Below are 19760 nucleotides of genomic sequence, written 5' to 3' on the forward strand. Positions count from 1 at the left end.
GCGAAGGCCCTCAGCGGGGACGACGAGAAGGCCTGCATGCACGTGAACCCGGACTTCACCTGGTAGGCCCCGGGGCACGCGTACGAGGGAGGGGCGGCGGCCGGCGATGACGCGCCGGGCCAGCGAGCGGGGGCTGGTGAGGAAGCCGTACCCCCAGGACATGTGCATGGTGGCGAGGGCGACCGGGATCTGCGCGCGGGCCTTCAGCGACAGCCCCTTGCCGGCGGGCAGCGATCCGGCGGTGATGGCGGCCGCGTAGGCGGCGGGGACCAGGAAGGCCCAGGGGGTGACCGCGGCGCCGACGACGATGCCCGCGGCGATGGCGCAGACGGCGGTCGGCGGGGCGAGGTAGCGCAGGTTGATCGAGCCGGCGTGGTAGCGGGCGACGACGTGCCGCCAGCGGCCGTAGTCCTTGTACTGCTTGGCGAGCGCCCGCACCGAGGGGCGGGGCCGGTACTGGACCTTCAGCTCGGGCGAGAACCAGATCAGGCCGCCGGCCTCGCGGATGCGGAAGTTCAGCTCCCAGTCCTGGGCCCGGATGAACTCGACGTTGTACCCGTCGGCCTTCTCCAGCGCCTCGCGGCGGAAGACGCCGAGGTACACCGTCTCGGCGGGGCCCGCCTGGCCGCCGGTGTGGAAGGCGGCGTTGCCGACGCCGATCTTCGAGGTCATCGCCGCGGCGACGGCGTCCTCCCAGGCGTTCTCGCCCTCGGCGTGCATGATGCCGCCGACGTTCTGCGCGCCGGTCTCCTCCAGGAGGCGGACGGCGGTGGCGATGTAGTCGGGCGAGAGCATGCCGTGCCCGTCGACCCGCACCACGATCGGGTGGCGGGAGGCGGCGATGGCGGCGTTGAGGGCGGCGGGGGTGCGGCCCGTGGGGTTGGGGACGGTGTGGACGCGGGAATCCTCGCGCACCAGTTCGGCGGCGATCTCGTCGGTGCGGTCCTTGGACGGGCCGAGCGCGATCACCACCTCCATCTCACCGGCGTACTCCTGTTCCAGGATGTGCCGGACCGAGTTCCTCAGGTGCCGCTCCTCGTCGAGCACCGGCATGATCACTGAGACGGCGGGGTACTGCGCGGCAGACATGTGGTCCTCGGGGGGTCCTCGGGGGCGCCGGGCTCCGGGTCGCACCACGGGAGACGGCGGTTGATCGACAGGTGGTGCGCGCGGCCACGTTACCGCTTACGGGGGACAACGGCGCGTCCCGCCGGGTCGCAGCCCGGAGCGGAGATCGTATGGACTTACCGTACGGACGGTCTGCCCACGCCCAGGAGGTTTCCCCCTCGTGATCACGCCGCCCGGACCGCCCCGTCCACCGCACCCCCGGCGCACCCCGCCGCGGCGCGGTCCGGCGCCGTCCGCGAGGCCGCCGAGATCGCGGCGGCAGGACGAGCGGCCCCGCTGGGGGATGCGGCTGGCGACGGGGCTGTCGGTGCTGGTGCTCGGTGCGGGCGGCATCGGCCACGCTCTGGTCACCGGCCTGGAGACCGGGATCGACCGGGTGGACCCCTTCCGGGACATGAAGAACCGGCCGTCCGGGAGCCGCGGGACGAACCTGCTGGTCGTCGGCACCGACGGCCGCGACAGCATCACCGCGGCGGAGAAGAAGAAGTACCGGCTCGGCGGCGCCCCCTGCCACTGCACCGACACCCTCATGCTGGTGCACCTCTCCCGGGACCGGCGGCGGGCGAGCGTGGTGAGCCTGCCGCGCGACAGCTACGCCGTGATCCCCGCGCACACGGACAGGACGACCGGCAAGCAGCACGCCGCGCACCCCGTGAAGCTGAACGCCGCCTACGCCGAGGGCGGGCCGAACCTGACCGTGCGCACCGTGGAGCAGCTGACCGGGGTCAAGATCGACCACTACCTGGAGGCGGACTTCACCAGCTTCATGAAGACGGTGGACGCCCTGGACGGCGTGGACATCTGCACGGTGAGGCCGCTGAAGGACGCGTACACCGGCCTGGATCTCCCGGCGGGCACCCACGAGCTCGACGGCGGCCAGGCCCTCCAGTACGTCCGCTCGCGGCACATCGACGGGGCGGCCGATCTGGGGCGGATGGAACGGCAGCAGAAGTTCGTCGCGGCGGTGATCGAGCGGGCGACCAGCAAGGGGGTGCTGCTGAACCCCGTGAAGTTCCAGCAGGTCGTCTCGGCGATGCTGGGGTCGGTACGGGCGGACGAGGGGTTCGGCACCGAGGAGTTGCTGGAGCTTGGCTCGGCGATGCGCGGGTTCACCGCCGCCTCGTCGGAGTTCGCCTCCGTCCCGGTGGGTGACCCGAGCTTCCCGGTCAAGGGGATCGGGTCGACCGTGAAGTGGGACACCGCGCGGGCGGACGCGCTGTTCCGGACCCTGCGCGAGGACGAGCCGCTCACCGCGGCGAAGCCGTCCGCCGCTCCCGAGGAGTCGAAGGCGACGGTGGTGGACGTGGCGCCCCAGCAGATCCGGGTCCAGGTCTACAACGGAACGCCGCGGGCCGGTCTCGGCAAGGAGCTGGACGCCGCCCTGCGCGCCACCGGCTTCAACACCACCATGGCGCCCCTCAACGGCGCGGTCCGCGACCTCGCGCGCACCCTGATCACCTACGACCCGCGCTGGGACCGCTCGGCGAAGTCGCTGGCCACGGCGTTGCCCGGCAGCGAGCTGCGGGCGGCGCCCGGCCAGGGCGCCACGCTGCGGGTGACGGTCGGAGCGGACTGGACGGCGGTGGTGCCGGTGCGGGCGGAGACCGTACCCCGGGGTACGTTCCACGCCGTCACCGGCGACGAGGTCGTCTGCCCGTGACTCCGGCCGCGGAGAGCTCGTCCCCGGCCGGGGTCAGCTCTCGTCGATGCCGTCCGCGGCGCGCTGCTCGCGCAGCTCCTTGATCGCGCGGCGCCGGGCGAGGCGGTGCGTACGCCGGATCTGGGCCTCCTGGTGGCGCCGCTTGTCGCGCTCGGTGCTGGGGATCACCGGCGGCACGGGCCGGGGGCGGCCGTCCGCGTCGACGGCGGCGAAGACGAGGTAGGCGCTGCCGACCTGCTGGGCGGGGGTCGACTCGTTCCACCGCTCGGCCATCACCCGTACCCCGACCTCCATGGAGGAGCGGCCCGTCCAGTTCACCTGGGCGCGTACGTGCACGAGGTCGCCGACCCGGACCGGCTCCAGGAAGACCATCTCGTCCATCGAGGCGGTCACGGCGGGCCCGCCCGAGTGCCGGCCGGCCACGGCCCCGGCCGCGTCGTCCACCAGCTTCATGATCACGCCGCCGTGCACCGTGCCCAGGAGGTTGGTGTCGGTGCCGGTCATGATGTGGCTGAGGGTGGTGCGGGACGCCTCGGTGGGCTTGCCGGGGAGGTCACCGGCACCGTCGCGGCCGTCCTCGCCGTCCGTACCGGTCGGGGAACGGCTTCCGTCCTCGGGGCTGCTTTCGTCCTGGAGGCGATTGGCCAGTTTTGTCATACCGTCCACTGTATGCGGCCGATGCGTGACCGAATTTGCATCAGCTTCGCAACAGCCCTGAACCGTTTCTTCTCACACCCTGTGATCCGCGTGCCCGGGGACGGCAGACTGGTCCGCATGAGTGACAGGCCCGGATGGACCGACGACAGCGACCGTTACGGCCGGGGCAGCGCCTCCCCCGAGCCCGAGGGTGCGCGCTCCATGCCCCGTGTCCAGCGACGCACCCCGCCGCGCGCCCCTCAGGTGCCGCCGCAGGGGCAGGGTTACCAGGGACGCCAGGGGTACGGCGCCCCCGAGGCGCCCCGGAACGACCCGTACGGCCAGGGCGACCCGTACGGCCGGGGCGACCAGGCCGCCGGGCCCGGGTACGACAGCGGCTACAACACCGGCCAGGTCTACGGATCGCCCCAGGGCCCCGGACACGGCCAGGGCCACGGGCCGGGGCCGGGCGGCGGCCGTGGCGGGCGCGGCGGTGACGGCGGCTACGTCCAGGGCCGGCCCGCGCCGGACTGGCGGCGCCGGATCAAGCTCGGCGCGCTGGCCCTGGTGGTCGTCGTGCTGGCGGTCTCCGTCTCCACGTACTTCTGGGCGGACTCCAAGCTCAAGCGCGAGGTCGACCTCTCCAAGGTCATCGACCGCCCGGACGCGGGCGACGGCACCAACTACCTGATCGTCGGTTCCGACAGCCGCCAGGGCATGTCGGCCGCGGACAAGAAGAAGCTGCACACCGGCTCCGCCGAGGGCAAGCGCACCGACTCGATGATGATCCTGCACAACGGGTCGAACGGGCCGACGCTGGTCTCGCTGCCCCGTGACTCGAACGTGGAGATCCCCTCGTTCGTGGGCTCCGAGTCGGGCAAGAGGTACGAGGGCACCGGCCGGACGGTGAAGCTGAACGCCGCGTACGCGGAGGACGGCCCGGAGCTGCTGGTGCGGACCGTCGAGTACAACACCGGGCTGCACATCGACCACTACGTCGAGATCGGCTTCGGCGGCTTCGCCAACATCGTGGACGCGATCGGCGGGGTCGAGCTCGACATCCCGAAGGCCTTCAAGGACAAGAACTCCGGCGCCGACTTCCAGGCGGGCAAGCAGACGCTCAACGGCGAGCAGTCCCTCGCCTTCGTCCGTACCCGCTACGCCTTCGCGGGCAGCGACCTGGACCGTACGAAGAACCAGCAGAAGTTCCTCGCGGCCCTCGCGAGCCAGACGGCGACCCCGTCGACACTGATCAACCCGTTCACGCTGTACCCGGTGCTGGGCGCGGGTCTCGACACCCTCGTCGTGGACAAGGACATGTCGCTCTGGTCGCTGGCCCGGATGTTCTTCGCCATGAAGGGCGTCACCGGCGGCGACGGTACGTCGATGAACATCCCGCTCTCCGGGCAGAGCACCAGCGGGGGCAACCTCATCTGGGACAAGGCGAAGGTCAAGCAGCTCGTGGAGCAGCTGAAGAACGACGAGAAGGTCACGGTGCAGGGCAACTGACCCTTCCGGTCACGGCGGAGCCGGGCCCCCGATCGGGGGCCCGGCTCCGCCGTGCGGGGGGTCCGCCGGGCCCGCGCGACGGCCGGAGCGGGGTCAGTCGAAGCCGAAGCCCCTGGGCAGCGGCTCCTGGTGGAAGAGCCCGGCCGGCACGGCGGCGGCGAGCGCCCCGTAGCCCGTCGGGTTCAGGTGCAGGTGGTCGGGGTCGCCGTACGCGGACAGGATCTGGCGCGGGCTCTTCGGGTCGCGGACCGCGCGGTCGAAGTCGACCACGCTGTCGAACCGGCCGCTGGTGCGGATCCAGGCGTTGACCTTCTGCCGGGCCTGCTCGCGGTACCCGTTCGGGTCGTCGTAGGCGGCGTTGCCGCCGAAGGGCGTCAGCGTCGCCCCGTAGACCCGGATGCCCCGGGTGTGGGCCCGGACGATGATCTGGTCGTAGGCGGCGATGAGGTCGTCCGCCGTCTTCTGCTGGGCGGCCCCGGTGGCGTCGGCCGTACCGATGTCGTTGACGCCCTCGAAGACGAGGGCCCATGCGACGCCGCTCTGCGCCAGGACGTCGCGGTCCACCCGGGAGAGGGCGTTGGGCCCGAGGCCGTCGTTGAGCACGCGGTTGCCGCCTGCCGCCTGGTTGAGGATGGCGGTACCGGCCGTGTCCGGGCGCGACCGCAGCCGGTCGAGGAGCTGGTCCGGCCAGCGGTTGTTGGCGTCGGTGGTGGAGCCCCGGCCGTCGGTGAGCGAGTCGCCGACGATGACGGCGGCGGCGGTGGTGTCCGGGGACCAGACCTCGACGCCGCTGAGGAAGTACCAGTGGGCCGCAGAGGCGGCACCGGCCAGGTCCTCGTCCCGCACGTGGTCGCCGGCGAGCAGGTACGAGGTGGTCCGCGAGCCGGGGTGCGAGGTGATGCTGTTCGACGCCTGCCCGTCCGCCAGGTACACGGTCACCGTGAGGTTCGTCCCGGGCGCCACGGCGAAGTCCAGCGGGTCCGAGACGACCTGCGAGCCCACCGGGACGACCGCCGAGGCGCTCCCGCTGAACGTCACCGTCCGGGAGGTCGCGGGCTGGACCGCACGGGCTCCGGCCCGGCCCCCGGCGGGCAGCGCCACCGACACCGAGGTGAGCGGCAGCGCGGCGCCGCCGAACGCGTTGGAGAACCGCAGCCGCACCTGCTTCCCGCCGACCGACACGTGGACGGTCTGCCGCAGGGTGGCGTCGTCGAGGACCTTGCCGTCCTGGCTGAACGGGGCGGGCGGCATGTTGCTCGGCTCGGTCAGCTGCGGCATGGAGGTCCAGGTGTTCACCCAGTGCGTCCCCGCCTTCCGCGCGTGCGCGGTGGCGCTCCGCCCGCTCCCGCCGTTCGCCGCCGGGTGCCCCGTGTCCGAGGCCCCGGCGGCTCCCACGGCGACACCGGTGGCCAGGGTCGCCGCGAGCGCCACCGTCACGGCCAGACCGGCCTTCGAAACTTTTCGAGCCATGGACTGTTTCCCCTCGAACGGAGTGATCCCCTTGCGCCCTTCGGCGGTGACGGTAAACGGGGCGTTTCCTGGGTGTCAATGGCTCTCGCACGATCCGATACACCGCATGAACTCGGCGAAAGTTTCGGCGAGTTGGGCATATGGGGACGGGTCGCGGCAGAGGCGGACCGCAGCAGCCCGTCGAGCGCCGGGGCCGGGGCGGAATCCTCCGGACCCGGCGCGAGCGGCGGACACGCGTACGGCCCCGGCGCGCGGGTGCGCGTCGGGGCCGTACGGGTACTGCCGGCGGTTACGGCAGGTTGCGCGCCATCACGATCCGCTGGACCTGGTTCGTGCCCTCGTAGATCTGGGTGATCTTGGCGTCGCGCATCATGCGCTCGACCGGGTAGTCGCGGGTGTAGCCGTAGCCGCCGAGGAGCTGGACGGCGTCGGTGGTGACCTCCATGGCGACGTCGGAGGCGAAGCACTTGGCGGCGGCACCGAAGAAGGTGAGGTCGCCGTCGACGCGCTGGGACTTGGCGGCGGCGCTGTAGGTGAGCTGGCGGGCGGCTTCCAGCTTCATCGCCATGTCGGCGAGCATGAACTGCACACCCTGGAAGTCGGCGATCGGCTTGCCGAACTGCTTGCGCTCCTGGACGTACCCCTTGGCGTAGTCGAGGGCGCCCTGGGCGATGCCGAGCGCCTGGGCCGCGATGGTGATGCGGGTGTGGTCCAGGGTCTTCATCGCGGTGGCGAAGCCGGTGCCCTCCTCGCCGATCATGCGGTCGGCGGGGATGCGGACGTTGTCGAAGTAGATCTCGCGGGTCGGGGAGCCCTTGATGCCGAGCTTCTTCTCCGGGGCGCCGAAGGAGACGCCCTCGTCGGACTTCTCGACGACGAACGCGGAGATGCCCTTGGAGCGCTTGGTCGGGTCGGTGACGGCCATCACCGTGTAGTACTCGGAGACGCCCGCGTTGGTGATCCAGCGCTTCACGCCGTTGAGGACCCAGAAGTCGCCGTCCCGCACGGCCTTGGTCTTCATGCCCGCCGCGTCGGAGCCCGCGTCCGGCTCGGAGAGGGCGTACGAGAACATCGCGTCGCCCTTGGCGAGCGGGCCCAGGTACTTCTTCTTCAGCGCCTCGGAGCCGGAGAGGATCACCGGGAGGGAGCCGAGCTTGTTGACGGCGGGGATCAGGGAGGAGGACGCGCAGGCGCGGGCCACCTCCTCGATCACGATGACGGTGGCGAGCGCGTCGGCGCCGGCGCCGCCGTACTCCTCGGGCACGTGGACCGCGTGCAGGTCGGCGGCGACGAGGGCGTCCAGCGCCTCCTGGGGGAAGCGGCCCTCCTCGTCCACCGCCGCCGCGAACGGGGCGATCTTCGCCTCGGCGAGCGACCGGATCGTCTCGCGGAGCATGTCGTGCTCCTCGGCCGGACGGTAAAGGTCGAAATCGGTCGAACCCGCCAAGACGCTCACTCCCCAAAGATGCTAACTACCGTTCAGTAACCCAATTTTAGTCCCGCCCCCGCGCGATGGCCTACGCGTCGGACGCGTGAGCTTGACGACAGCGAGTGGCGGAGTGGTCGCAATCACTCCAGGACGCGAAAGAAACGGCACGCCAGGGGCACAAGGGGCGGAAATGGCGGCCGGGCGGCCCCGACTATGCTCGGCGAGGCACGTCCGTCCGTTTCATCCAGGAGCACCCATGGCCCTCAGGATCACTGTGATCGGCACCGGCTACCTCGGCGCCACCCATGCCGCGGCCATGGCGGAGCTGGGCTTCGAAGTGCTCGGGCTCGACGTGGTGCCGGAGAAGATCGAGCTGCTCCAGGCGGGCCGGGTCCCGATGTACGAGCCGGGTCTGGAGGAGATCCTCCAGAAGCACGTGGCGGGGATCGAGGGCTCCACCGGGCGACTGCGGTTCACCACCTCCTGGGAGGAGGTGGGCGCCTTCGGCGACATCCACTTCGTCTGTGTGAACACCCCGCAGAAGCACGGCGAGTACGCCTGCGACATGAGTTACGTGGACAGCGCCTTCGCCTCGCTGGCCCCGCACCTGACCCGCCCGGCGCTGGTGGTCGGCAAGTCCACGGTCCCGGTCGGTTCGGCGGCCCGGCTGGCGAAGCTGCTGGCCGGACTGGCCCCGGTGGGCGCGGACGCGGAGCTGGCCTGGAACCCGGAGTTCCTGCGCGAGGGCTTCGCCGTGAAGGACACCCTGCACCCGGACCGGATCGTCGTCGGGGTGGAGAGCGAGCGGGCCGAGAAGCTGCTCCGCGAGGTGTACGCCGTTCCGGTCGCGGAGGGTTCTCCCTTCGTCGTCACCGACTTCCCCACCGCCGAACTCGTGAAGACCTCGGCGAACTCCTTCCTCGCCACCAAGATCTCCTTCATCAACGCGATGGCCGAGGTCTGCGAGGCGGCGGACGGGGACGTGGTGAAGCTGGCGGAGGCGATCGGGTACGACGAGCGGATCGGCTCGAAGTTCCTGCGGGCCGGCATCGGCTTCGGCGGCGGATGCCTGCCCAAGGACATCCGGGCGTTCATGGCGCGCGCCGGTGAGCTGGGGGCCGACCAGGCGCTGACCTTCCTGCGCGAGGTCGACTCGATCAACATGCGCCGCCGGGGCCACATGGTGGAGCTGGCCCGGGAGGCCGTGGGCGGCAGCTCGTTCCTGGGCACCCGGGTGGCGGTGCTGGGTGCGACCTTCAAGCCCGACTCCGACGACGTGCGCGACTCCCCCGCGCTCAACGTGGCCGGGCAGATCCACCTCCAGGGCGGGCAGGTCACCGTGTTCGACCCGAAGGGCATGGAGAACGCCCGCCGTCTCTTCCCGACCCTCGGCTACGCGGACACCGCGCTGGACGCCGTGCGCGGCGCGGACGTGGTGCTGCACCTGACGGAGTGGCGGGAGTTCCGCGAGCTGGACCCGGAGGCACTGGGCGAGGTGGCCGCGCACCGCATACTGCTGGACGGCCGCAACGCCCTGGACAGCACGGTGTGGCGGGCGGCCGGGTGGACGTACCGGGCGATGGGCCGCCCGACCGCCTGACCTGCCGGCGCGCCCGCCCGAGCCGTACGTACGCCGAGAGGCCGCACCCGATGGACCGGGTGCGGCCTCTCGGCGTACGTACGGCCGGGCCGTCAGGCCTGGGCCTTGGCGTCCAGCTGCTCGATGGTGGCGTGGGACGGGCTCCGGCGGAACTGGAGGTCGCGGGCGACCGCCTCCGCGTCGCGCAGCACGCGCACCGCGTTGCCCCAGGTGAGCTTGGCGAGGTCGGCCTCGGACCAGTTGCGGCGCAGCAGCTCCGCGACGAGGTTCGGGTAGCCGGAGACGTCCTCCAGCCCCTCGGGGAGGAACGCCGTGCCGTCGTAGTCGCCGCCGATGCCGATGTGGTCGACGCCGGCCACCTCACGCATGTGGTCGAGGTGGTCCGCGACGGTGGCGACGGTGGCGACCGGGCGCGGGTTGGCTTCCTCGAAGTCCTCGTGGATGCGCATGGCCTGCGGGGACGTGTCGAGGTGGTGCAGCCCGTGCTCGCGCATGTTCCGGTCGGCGGCGAGCGTCCACTCGACGGCGGCCGGCAGGACGAACTTGGGTACGAAGGTGGCCATCGCGACCCCGCCGTTGTCGCGCAGCGAGAGCAGCACGTCGTCGGGGACGTTGCGCGGGTGGTCGCAGACGGCGCGGGCCGAGGAGTGCGAGAAGACGACGGGCGCCTCGCTGGTGGCGAGGGCGTCGCGCATGGTGCCGGGTGACACGTGCGAGAGGTCGACGAGCATGCCGCAACGGTTCATCTCGCGGACGACCTCGCGGCCGAACTCGGAGAGTCCGCCGAGGCGGGCGACGTCGGTCGCGGAGTCGGCCCAGTCGAGGTTGTCGTTGTGCGTCAGCGTCATGTAGCGGACGCCGAGGGTGTGCAGGGCGCGGAGGGTGGCCAGCGAGTTGTTGATGGAGTGGCCGCCCTCGGCCCCCATCAGGGAGGCGATACGGCCCTCGGTGCGGGCCGCCTCCATGTCGTCGGCGGTCAGCGCCCGGCGCAGGTGCGCGGGGTAGCGCGTCTGCATCTCGCCGACGACGTCGATCTGTTCGAGGGTGGCGCTGACGGCTTCGTCGCCGGCGAGGTCGGAGCGTACGTACACCGACCAGAACTGCGCGCCGACGCCTCCGGCGCGGAGCCGGGGCAGGTCGGTGTGGAGGAAGCCGGTCTGGTCCTGGGCGATGTCACGGGCGTTCAGGTCGTAGCCGGTCTGTTCGCGCAGGGCCCACGGGAGGTCGTTGTGACCGTCGACGACGGGGTGGACGGCTAGCAGATCCCGGGCCCGTCGCAGGAGGTCCGCGTGGTTCGTGTGGTTCGCGTGGTCCATGGGACTGCCTGCCTACTTCCCGAAGCCGAAGGAGCCGGAGCCCTCGACCTTGGCCCGCAGCCGCCGGCCCTTCTCGGTGGCCTGTTCGTTCAGTTCGCCGAGGAAGGTGGTCATCCGCTCGCGGAGCTCCTCGTCGGCGGTGGCGAGGATACGGGCGGCGAGGAGCCCGGCGTTGCGGGCACCGCCGACCGAGACGGTGGCGACGGGGATGCCGGCGGGCATCTGGACGATGGAGAGCAGGCTGTCCATGCCGTCCAGGTACTTCAGCGGTACGGGGACGCCGATGACCGGCAGCGGGGTGACGGAGGCCAGCATGCCGGGCAGGTGGGCGGCCCCGCCCGCGCCCGCGACGATCGCCTTCAGACCGCGGCCGGCCGCCTGCTCGCCGTAGGCGATCATCTCGCGGGGCATCCGGTGGGCGGAGACGACGTCCACCTCGTACGCGATGCCGAACTCGTCCAGGGCCTGGGCGGCGGCCTCCATGACGGGCCAGTCGGAGTCCGACCCCATGACGATGCCGACTACGGGTGCGGTGCGCGGGTCTGTCATTCGGTGATCGTCCCTCGGAGGTAGTCGGCCGCGTGCCGGGCGCGCTCCCGCACGTCCGCCAGATCGTCGCCGTAGGTGTTCACGTGTCCGACCTTGCGGCCGGGCTTCACGTCCTTGCCGTACATGTGGATCTTGAGCTGCGGGTCCCGGGCCATGCAGTGCAGGTAGCCCTGGTACATGTCGGGGTAGTCGCCGCCCAGGACGTTGCACATGACCGTCCAGGGGGCGCGCGGGCGAGGGTCGCCGAGTGGCAGGTCGAGCACGGCGCGGACGTGGTTGGCGAACTGCGAGGTGATCGCGCCGTCCTGGGTCCAGTGGCCGGAGTTGTGCGGGCGCATGGCCAGTTCGTTGACGAGGATGCCGGGTGTCCCGTCGGCGCCACGCGTCTCGAAGAGCTCGACCGCGAGGTGGCCGACGACCCCGAGCTCGGCGCCGATCCGCAGGGCGAGCTGCTGAGCCTCGCCGGCCAGCTTCTCGTCGAGGCCGGGGGCCGGCGCGATGACGGTGTCGCAGACCCCGTCGACCTGGACGGACTCCACGACGGGGTAGGCGACGGCCTGGCCGTGCGGGGAGCGGACGATGTTCGCCGCGAGCTCGCGGGTGAAGGCGACCTTCTCCTCGGCGAGGACCGGGACTCCGGCGCGGAAGGGCTCGGCGGCGTCCGCCTCGGAGCGCACCACCCAGACGCCCTTGCCGTCGTAGCCGCCGCGGACCGTCTTGAGGATCACCGGGTAGCCGTCCCCCTCGCCCGCGAAGGCGGTGACGTCGGCGGGGTCCGTGACGATGCGGTGGCGGGGGCAGGGCACGCCGAGCTCGGTGAGCCGGGCCCGCATCACGCCCTTGTCCTGGGCGTGCCGCAGAGCGTCGGGTCCGGGGCGCACGGCGATGCCGTCGGCCTCCAGGGCCCGCAGGTGCTCGGTGGGCACGTGCTCGTGGTCGAAGGTGATCACGTCGCAGCCGCGCGCGAAGGCGCGGAGGGTCTCCAGGTCGCGATAGTCGCCGACGACGACCTCGCTCACCACCTGGGCGGCCGAGTCCTGCGGAGTGTCACTGAGCAGCTTGAATGTCAGGCCGAGGGGGATGCCCGCCTCGTGGGTCATGCGGGCGAGCTGACCGCCGCCGACCATGCCGACTACCGGGAACGTCACGCCCCCAGGGTATCCGCCGTCCAGGTGCCCCTTGACTCTGGCCCGAACGGGTCCCCGGGGGGTGTGGCGCCGTCGTCGCTGGACAGGTGGCCCGAGGCCCCGGGCATCACACGGCCGGGCTGGTTAGCATGAGCACGTTGACGAAACCGACCGGACGGGGCTGAACGATCATCATGAGCGAACGGGGCGCACTGCGGACCCGGCTTGATCGGCTGGCCCGGGAGGTCGCCAAGTTCGGCGTGGTCGGCGCGCTCGGCCTGGTGGTCAACATCGCGGTGTCCAACGTGATCTGGCGCACCACGGACATTCCGACCGTGCGGGCCGGGCTGATGGCCACCGGCGTGGCCATCCTCTTCAACTACGTGGGGTTCCGGTACTGGACGTACCGGGACCGCGACAAGAGCGGCCGGACCCGCGAGCTCGCGCTGTTCCTGCTGTTCAGCGCGGTGGGCGCGGTGATCGAGACGGGCGTGCTGTACGCGGCGACCTACGGCTTCGGCTGGGACACCCCGGTGCAGAGCAACGTCGCCAAGGTCGTGGGCATCGGGATCGCCACGCTCTTCCGCTTCTGGTCGTACCGCACCTGGGTGTTCAAGGCGCTCCCCGAGAAGGAGGCCGTGGCCGTCGCGGAGCAGTTTCCCGGGCGGCGGCAGCCCTCGGAGCCGGTAGCGCCGGACACCGTACGGAACTGACGTCCCCGGTCGTCGAAGAGGCCCCGCCCGGTCCCGCGCTCAGCGGACCGGGCGTTCCTGTTCCTCGGGGGTGCGCGCGACGCTGCCGAGGAAGAGGGCGAAGACGGGCGGCTGCTGCTGGAGGAGTTCCAGCCTGCCGCCGTCGGCCTCCGCGAGGTCGCGGGCGACCGCGAGTCCGATGCCGGTGGAGTTGCGCCCGCTGATGGAGCGTTCGAAGATCCGGGCGCCGAGGTCGGCGGGGACGCCCGGGCCCTCGTCGGTGACCTCCACGACGACCTGGTTGCCGGTGACGCGGGTGCGCAGGGCGACCGTGCCGCCGCCGTGCATCAGCGCGTTCTCGATCAGGGCGGCGAGCACCTGGGCGACGGCGCCGGGGGTGCCGACCGCCCGCAGGCCGTGCCGGCCGGAGCGGACGACGGCGCGGCCCTCGCCGCGGTAGGCGGGGCGCCACTCCTCGATCTGCTGCTTGATGACCTCGTCGAGGTCGAAGACGACGGCGGAGCCGGTGCGCGGGTCCCGGGCGTTGGTCAGCAGCCGCTGCACGACGTCGGTGAGGCGCTCGACCTGGGTGAGGGCGATGTTCGCCTCCTCCTTCACCGTGTCCGGGTCGTCGGTGACGGAGATTTCCTCGATGCGCATGGAGAGCGCGGTGAGCGGGGTGCGCAGCTGGTGGGAGGCGTCGGCCGCGAGCCGCCGCTCGGCCGTCAGCATCCGGGCGATCCGTTCGGCGGAGGCGTCGAGGACGTCGGCGACCCGGTCCAGCTCGGCCACCCCGTACCGCTTGTGGCGGGGGCGCGGGTCGCCGGAGCCGAGGCGTTCCGCGGTCTCGGCGAGGTCGGTGAGCGGGGAGGTGAGCCGGTTGGCCTGGCGTACGGCGAGGAGGACGGCCGAGATGATCGCGAGGAGGGCCACCGCGCCGATGATCAGCAGGGTGCGGCCGACCTCGCGGGTGACGGCGGAGCGGGACTCCTCGACGATGACCCGTTCGCCCTCCTCGCCCTTCACGACGGCGGTGATGGCGTTGCCGCCGGGCCGCGTGCCGACCTCGATCGGGGCGCGACCGGGGAGCTCGACACGGGCGTACCGGTCGCCGACGACCTGTTCGTCGAGCACGCCGGCGGTGATCCGCTCCTCGCCGAGCAGCCGGCTCTCCACGACGCTGATCAGGCGCAGCGCCTCGGAGTCCACGCTCTCCTGGGCGCTGTTGCTGATGGTGCGGGTCTCCACGAGGACCAGGGAGATGCCGAAGACGGCGATCACCACGAGCACCACGGAGAGCGTGGAGTTGATCAGTCGGCGGCGCATGAGGTGCTTCTGCCCGTCAGCTTTCTGTGCTCGTCGGCCGCCGGTTCTCGCCGGCCGTCAGCTCTCTACGTCCGTCAGCTCTCTTCGGCCGTCAGCTCTCTTCGGGCGTCAGCTCTTCTCGAAGCGGAAGCCGACGCCGCGGACGGTGGCGATGTAGCGGGGGTTCGCCGCGTCGTCGCCGAGCTTCTTGCGGAGCCAGGAGATGTGCATGTCCAGGGTCTTCGTCGACGACCACCAGGTGGTGTCCCAGACCTCGCGCATCAGCTGGTCGCGGGTGACGACCCGGCCGGCGTCCCGGACCAGCACCCGCAGGAGGTCGAACTCCTTCGCGGTGAGCTGGAGCTCCTCGTCGCCCATCCAGGCGCGGTGCGACTCGACGTCGATCCGTACGCCGTGGGTGGCGGGCTGCGGGGCGGGCTCGGCGGCGCCGCGGCGCAGCAGGGCGCGGACGCGGGCGAGGAGCTCCGCGAGGCGGAAGGGCTTGGTGACGTAGTCGTCGGCGCCGGCGTCCAGGCCGACCACCGTGTCGACCTCGTCGGCGCGGGCGGTCAGCACCAGGATCGGCACGGCGTGGCCGTCGGCGCGCAGCCGTCGGGCCACTTCGAGGCCGTCCATGCCGGGCAGCCCCAGGTCGAGGACGACCAGGTCGACGCCGCCCTGGAGTCCGGCGTCGAGCGCGGTGGGGCCGTCCTGACGGACCTCGACCTCGTAGCCCTCCCGACGCAGTGCGCGGGCCAGTGGCTCCGAGATGGATGCGTCGTCCTCGGCGAGCAGTACACGGGTCATGGGGTGATGGTAGTCCGCGAGGGAGGCCCGGAGTGAGGCACACGGAAACGCCTTCGAGTCAGGGCCCCATCCCCCTCAGGACCTTCGAATGATCGACTACGGTTCCACTCTCACCTGTGATCGATGTCTCATACTCTTCCATATGGTGCAAGGTCGTGTCGTATGGTGTTGCGACGCCTGTTGCACTAATGGGGACCTTTGGGCAGCGTTTCGCGCCGAAGGTCCCTTTCATGTGCGGGCTGGTTCCCGCCAGTCTTGTAACGAGTGAATGACCTGTGGGCCGGGCCCGGAGCGCGAAGACGCGCGCCGGGTGTGGATCCCGATGCGGTCGGTCCCCCGTCTCCGTACCTCTTCTCCAGGGGCCGGAAGGCGGAGCTGATCCCCTTTCAGGCGAGGGGGCAGGGCCCGGAACGCGTCGGTGCCGGCCACCCCCCACCGGACGTACCCCGCTTCCACGGCGGTACGTCCCCATTCAGCAAGGATCGACCATGGCGTCCAGCCTGACGAAGGAAACCGCCGGCCAGACCGGTGGGGCGACCTTCTTCGGCCACCCCCGCGGCCTGGCCACGCTCTTCATGACCGAGATGTGGGAGCGTTTCTCCTACTACGGCATGAGGGCCCTGCTCCCCCTGTACCTGATCGCTCCCAACGGGCTCCACATGAACCCGGCCACGGCGACGGCCATCTACTCGGTCTACCTGTCGCTCGTCTACCTGCTCGCCATGCCCGGCGGCTGGTTCGGCGACCGGGTCTGGGGTCCGCGCAAGACCGTGGCCATCTCCGGCGCGGTGATCATGGTCGGTCACCTCGTACTGGCCCTCCCCTCCGAGGGCACGTTCTTCGCCGGCCTCGGTCTCGTGGCCATCGGGTCGGGTCTGCTGAAGTCCAACATCTCGACGATGGTCGGCCACCTCTACGACGGCCCGGACGACCCGCGCCGCGACGGTGGCTTCACGATCTTCTACATGGGCATCAACCTCGGCGGCTTCATCGCCCCGCTGGTGATCGGCACCGTCGGCGAGAACGTCAACTGGCACCTCGGCTTCGCCCTGGCCGCCGTCGGCATGGGGCTGGGTGTCCTCCAGTTCATGCTCGGCAGCCGCCACCTGGACGCCCGCAGCTTCGAGACCCCGAAGCCGCTCTCGGCCGCCGAGCGCGCCTCCACGCTGCGCAAGTCGATGATCTGGCTGGGCATCGCCGCGGTCTTCTACATCGTCACGGTCGCCACCGGCGTCTACACGCTCAACTGGCTGCTGGTCCCGATCACGGTGGCCGGTCTGGTCATCCCGGTGATGGTCCTGGCGCGCATCAAGCGCGACAAGGAACTGAACAGCACCGAGCAGCGGAAGGTCTCCGGCTACATCTGGTTCTTCGTCGCCGCCGCGCTCTTCTGGATGATCTACGACCAGGGCGGCTCGACGATGGCCATCTTCGCCGAGGACTCGGCGAAGAATTCGGTGTTCGGCTGGGAGTTCCCGGTCTCCTGGTACCAGTCGGTCAACCCCGTCCTGATCATGGCCCTGGCCCCGGTCTTCGCCGCCTTCTGGATGGCGCTGAACCGCCGCGGCAAGGAGCCGAGCACGATCGTGAAGTTCAGCTCCGGCCTGGTGCTGGTCGGTGCGTCGTTCTTCCTCTTCCTGGCGCCCCTGACCATCGCCACCGACGGCCACCAGGCCGCCGCGATGTGGCTGGTCGCGATCTACTTCGTGCAGACCGTCGGTGAGCTGACGCTCTCCCCGGTCGGCCTCTCGGTCACCACGAAGATGGCTCCGGCCAAGTACGCCAGCCAGATGATGGGTGTCTGGTTCCTCGCGGTCACCGCGGGCGACTGCACCACGAGCCTGCTCTCCATCGCGGGAGTGGACCTCAACGGCACCGGGATCGTCACGCTGCAGGCCGCTCTCGCGGTGCTCGCGGGTGTCGCGATCTTCATGTACCGCGGCAAGGTGAAGTCCCTCATGGGCGACGTGCGCTGACGCGCCTACCCCTGACGACGGCGGAGGGCCGCCGCACCGAGTGATCGGTGCGGCGGCCCTCAGCCGTTGTCGTCGCCTTGTCGGTGCGCGCTCGTCGCCCTGCGTCCGTACGGACTCGCCGACGCCCTACTCGGGTGCGGCCAGCTCCGCCCAGACGGTCTTGCCGGGGACCTCGGGGACGCGTACCACGCCCCAGTCCAGGCAGAGCCGCTGCACGATGAACATGCCGTGGCCGCCGGGCCGTCCGGCCCGGTGCGGGGTGCGCGGGGCGGGCTGGCCGTCGCCGTTGTCGGCGACCTCGATCCGCAGCACCTTGGAGGTGGCTCCGATCCGGAGCTCCTCCGGGCCGCCCGCGTGCAGGCAGGCGTTGGTGACCAGCTCGGAGACGACCAGCAGGACGTCCTCGGCGGCGGCGCGGCGGTCGGCGCCCTCGGCGGGCAGCCAGCCCCACTCGTGCAGGGCCTCGCGTGCGAAGTCGCGGGCCATCGGCACGATGCCGGTGGCCTCCCGCAGAGAGAGGGTGCGCCACTGCCGGTCGGCCGGGGCGGACGCGGACGTGTCCGCTCCGTCCGGCTCGCGGCCGAGGCCGCCCGGCGGATGCTGCCGGGTGGTGCTCATCAGCGCTTCACCTCACCGATTCACCGAGTCGCCATCGAACAGATACAGGTCAGATTCTTGGATGCGGGCCGTCGTGGGTCCGCCGGGTTTTCTCCTGCCCGGCGAGGCCGCGACGACACCCGCTCCGGCCGGACGATCGCGTGACACGTGGGACACGCGGTGCGGCCGGAAATGGTGCGAGAGAGGCACCTCAGGAGCCCAGGGCGTCTTGGACCGTGTCGTGGACGGTGAAAACCGCCTCCGCGCCAGTGATCTCGAAGACCCTGGCCACCACGGGCCGCATTCCGGCCAGGTGGACCTCCCCGCCGGCCTCCTCCGCCTGGAGTCGTGCGCCGAGCAGGACGTTCAGCCCCGTGGAGTCGCAGAACTCGAGGCCGGAGCAGTCGACGACCAGACGCACACGTCCTTGCTCGACCGCCCTCTCCAGAGGTTCGCGCAGCAGATCGGCGGTGTGGTGATCGAGCTCACCCACCGGCGTCACGATCTCGCTGCCGCCCTCCGTCCGGGTCTCGACCAGAAGTCTTCCCCGGTTCGTACTGCCGACCGTCCCGCGGTCCATGCCGTCCCTCTTCACCGTTGGTCAGTGGGGCCTTGAGCGGCGCGTGAGCCGCCCGTATTCCTGTGTCCGCGCGCATGCCGCGACGTACGCGAAACATTACGCGGTCCGTCTCTCCCGCGGTAGCGGGAGATCTCAACAAACCGGACATAACGGTTAATTGGAGCTTGTCACTCCCACCGCTGAGCAGGTAAGGGTAGAGGGACACCTGCTTCATCCACCCCTTACCGGCTTCGGAGGCGCCGCTTCACCGCAGCAGCACGAACGGCTTCGGCAGCCCTATGCCGAGACACTGGAGGAGAACCATGTCACCCCGGCTCGACGGTTCGCGTACCCACGACGCGGCGTCGGCATGTCCTCAGGGACCGACCAATTCCGACTCCCCTGCCATCGGCGCCGTACCCGGCCCGCGCAGAAGCTCCGACGGCGTCGCCGCCGGAGGCACCGTCTCCCTCGCCGCCCCCACCGGCGAGGACGCCGTCCACGGTCACGAGGCCGCACGCGGCGAAGAGGACCCCGGCGACGGAGAGGTCCCCACCGGCGACGGCGTCGGAGGATTCGAGGGTCTCGAAGGACTTCCCGAGATCCCCTCCCCCTCGACCGTCGGAGCGCTGGACGCCCGCGCGCTGTCGAAGACGCTCTTCGAGCGGCTCGACACCCTGGAGGAGGGCACCCACGCCCACGCGTACGTACGGAACACCCTGGTCGAGCTGAACCTCGCCCTCGTGCGGTTCGCCGCCACCCGGTTCCGCACCCGCAGCGAGCCGATGGAGGACATCGTCCAGGTCGGCACCATCGGCCTGATCAAGGCGATCGACCGGTTCGAGCTGAGCCGGGGCGTCGAGTTCCCGACCTTCGCCATGCCGACGATCATCGGCGAGATCAAGCGTTTCTTCCGCGACACCAGCTGGGCCGTGCGCGTACCGCGCCGCCTGCAGGAGCTGCGGATCGACCTGGCGAAGGCGGGCGACGAACTGTCGCAGCGGCTGGACCGCGCGCCCACCACCGGCGAACTCGCCGAGCACCTCGGGCTGACCCGCGAGGAGGTCGTGGAGGGGCTGACCGCGAGCAACGGCTACAGCGCCGGCTCGCTGGACGCCCAGCACGACGACCACGAGAGCGAAGGCTCCCTGGCGGACCGCATCGGCTACGAGGACCACGGGCTGGAGGGGATCGAGTACATCGAGTCCCTCAAACCCCTCATCGCCTCACTGTCGGACCGCGACCGCCTGATCCTGTCGCTGCGCTTCGTCACCAACCTCACCCAGTCCGAGATCGGCGAGGAGCTCGGCATCTCCCAGATGCACGTCTCCCGCCTGCTCTCGCGGACGCTGGGACGGCTCCGCGAGGGGCTGACCGTCCAGGAGTGACCCGGACCTGAG

17 protein-coding genes are annotated in these 19760 nt (G+C 71.1%); 6 read left to right on the top strand and 11 right to left on the bottom strand.

Annotation, left to right across the window (positions count from 1 at the left end; genetic code table 11):
- Nucleotides 1-1089 (bottom strand): glycosyltransferase (locus ACFZAX_RS32445; protein ID WP_390966092.1); only part of this gene is annotated, 1089 nt, incomplete at its 3' end.
- Between the two features lie 322 nt (nucleotides 1090-1411).
- Here ACFZAX_RS32445 and ACFZAX_RS32450 point away from each other — a divergent pair.
- Nucleotides 1412-2788, top strand: coding sequence for an LCP family protein (locus ACFZAX_RS32450; protein ID WP_390966094.1), 1377 nt, complete (start codon nucleotides 1412-1414; stop codon nucleotides 2786-2788).
- 33 nt (nucleotides 2789-2821) lie between these two features.
- Here the strand turns inward: ACFZAX_RS32450 and ACFZAX_RS32455 are convergent, their stop codons facing one another.
- Nucleotides 2822-3445 carry a hotdog domain-containing protein gene (locus tag ACFZAX_RS32455; RefSeq protein ID WP_390966096.1) on the bottom strand — a complete coding sequence of 208 codons (624 nt, stop codon included), beginning with the start codon at nucleotides 3443-3445 and terminating at the stop codon, nucleotides 2822-2824.
- 117 nt (nucleotides 3446-3562) lie between these two features.
- On the opposite strand from ACFZAX_RS32455, the gene ACFZAX_RS32460 reads away from it, so the two are divergent.
- Nucleotides 3563-4933 carry an LCP family protein gene (locus ACFZAX_RS32460; protein ID WP_390966097.1) on the top strand — a complete coding sequence of 457 codons (1371 nt, stop codon included), beginning with the start codon at nucleotides 3563-3565 and terminating at the stop codon, nucleotides 4931-4933.
- Between the two features lie 93 nt (nucleotides 4934-5026).
- On the opposite strand, the gene ACFZAX_RS32465 is transcribed toward ACFZAX_RS32460, so the two are convergent.
- Both ACFZAX_RS32465 and ACFZAX_RS32470 read right to left on the bottom strand, forming a co-directional pair.
- Nucleotides 5027-6403: an SGNH/GDSL hydrolase family protein gene (locus ACFZAX_RS32465; RefSeq protein WP_390966098.1), complete on the bottom strand. Its 1377-nt coding sequence runs from the start codon at nucleotides 6401-6403 to the stop codon at nucleotides 5027-5029.
- Nucleotides 6404-6692: 289 nt separating this feature from the next.
- Entirely contained in the window at nucleotides 6693-7850 is a 1158-nt protein-coding gene (locus ACFZAX_RS32470; protein WP_386893249.1) for an acyl-CoA dehydrogenase, read from the bottom strand.
- Between the two features lie 238 nt (nucleotides 7851-8088).
- On the opposite strand from ACFZAX_RS32470, the gene ACFZAX_RS32475 reads away from it, so the two are divergent.
- Entirely contained in the window at nucleotides 8089-9432 is a 1344-nt protein-coding gene (locus tag ACFZAX_RS32475; protein ID WP_390966100.1) for a nucleotide sugar dehydrogenase, read from the top strand.
- 92 nt (nucleotides 9433-9524) lie between these two features.
- Here ACFZAX_RS32475 and ACFZAX_RS32480 read toward each other — a convergent pair whose 3' ends face one another.
- From ACFZAX_RS32480 to ACFZAX_RS32490, 3 genes are read right to left on the bottom strand one after another with little or no spacing between them, the layout of a single operon-like run.
- Nucleotides 9525-10748, bottom strand: coding sequence for a membrane dipeptidase (locus ACFZAX_RS32480; RefSeq protein WP_390966102.1), 1224 nt, complete (start codon nucleotides 10746-10748; stop codon nucleotides 9525-9527).
- Nucleotides 10749-10760: 12 nt separating this feature from the next.
- The gene (gene purE, locus ACFZAX_RS32485) at nucleotides 10761-11297 is read right to left on the bottom strand and encodes a 5-(carboxyamino)imidazole ribonucleotide mutase (RefSeq protein ID WP_327176131.1); all 537 of its coding nucleotides are present in this window, start codon (nucleotides 11295-11297) and stop codon (nucleotides 10761-10763) included.
- Nucleotides 11294-12445 carry a 5-(carboxyamino)imidazole ribonucleotide synthase gene (locus ACFZAX_RS32490; protein ID WP_390966104.1) on the bottom strand — a complete coding sequence of 384 codons (1152 nt, stop codon included), beginning with the start codon at nucleotides 12443-12445 and terminating at the stop codon, nucleotides 11294-11296. Before ACFZAX_RS32490 ends, purE begins: the two co-directional genes overlap by 4 nt.
- Nucleotides 12446-12618: 173 nt before the next feature.
- Here ACFZAX_RS32490 and ACFZAX_RS32495 point away from each other — a divergent pair, with 173 nt between their 5' ends.
- The gene (locus tag ACFZAX_RS32495) at nucleotides 12619-13137 is read left to right on the top strand and encodes a GtrA family protein (RefSeq protein ID WP_390966105.1); all 519 of its coding nucleotides are present in this window, start codon (nucleotides 12619-12621) and stop codon (nucleotides 13135-13137) included.
- A 39-nt stretch (nucleotides 13138-13176) separates the two neighbouring features.
- On the opposite strand, the gene ACFZAX_RS32500 is transcribed toward ACFZAX_RS32495, so the two are convergent.
- Together ACFZAX_RS32500 and ACFZAX_RS32505 are read right to left on the bottom strand one after the other, a co-directional pair.
- Nucleotides 13177-14442 (bottom strand): ATP-binding protein, encoded by a 1266-nt coding sequence (locus tag ACFZAX_RS32500; RefSeq protein WP_390966107.1) that lies wholly within the window; start codon nucleotides 14440-14442, stop codon nucleotides 13177-13179.
- Between the two features lie 108 nt (nucleotides 14443-14550).
- A complete protein-coding gene (locus tag ACFZAX_RS32505) occupies nucleotides 14551-15228 on the bottom strand; it encodes a response regulator transcription factor (protein ID WP_327176135.1) in 678 nt (225 codons plus the stop codon).
- Between the two features lie 488 nt (nucleotides 15229-15716).
- Between ACFZAX_RS32505 and ACFZAX_RS32510 the strand changes: the two genes are divergently transcribed.
- The gene (locus tag ACFZAX_RS32510) at nucleotides 15717-17204 is read left to right on the top strand and encodes an oligopeptide:H+ symporter (RefSeq protein ID WP_390966110.1); all 1488 of its coding nucleotides are present in this window, start codon (nucleotides 15717-15719) and stop codon (nucleotides 17202-17204) included.
- Nucleotides 17205-17330: 126 nt separating this feature from the next.
- On the opposite strand, the gene ACFZAX_RS32515 is transcribed toward ACFZAX_RS32510, so the two are convergent.
- Both ACFZAX_RS32515 and ACFZAX_RS32520 read right to left on the bottom strand, forming a co-directional pair.
- Nucleotides 17331-17822 carry an ATP-binding protein gene (locus ACFZAX_RS32515; protein ID WP_390966112.1) on the bottom strand — a complete coding sequence of 164 codons (492 nt, stop codon included), beginning with the start codon at nucleotides 17820-17822 and terminating at the stop codon, nucleotides 17331-17333.
- A 190-nt stretch (nucleotides 17823-18012) separates the two neighbouring features.
- Nucleotides 18013-18381, bottom strand: a complete 369-nt coding sequence (locus ACFZAX_RS32520) for an anti-sigma factor antagonist (RefSeq protein ID WP_390966114.1) — start codon at nucleotides 18379-18381, stop codon at nucleotides 18013-18015.
- A gap of 302 nt (nucleotides 18382-18683) precedes the next feature.
- Here ACFZAX_RS32520 and ACFZAX_RS32525 point away from each other — a divergent pair, with 302 nt between their 5' ends.
- Nucleotides 18684-19748: a SigB/SigF/SigG family RNA polymerase sigma factor gene (locus tag ACFZAX_RS32525; protein ID WP_390966115.1), complete on the top strand. Its 1065-nt coding sequence runs from the start codon at nucleotides 18684-18686 to the stop codon at nucleotides 19746-19748.
- Nucleotides 19749-19760: the final 12 nt, after the last annotated feature.

It is taken from the genome of Streptomyces sp. NPDC008125, from assembly GCF_042957125.1.
In the GTDB taxonomy this organism is placed as follows: Bacteria; Actinomycetota; Actinomycetes; order Streptomycetales; family Streptomycetaceae; genus Streptomyces.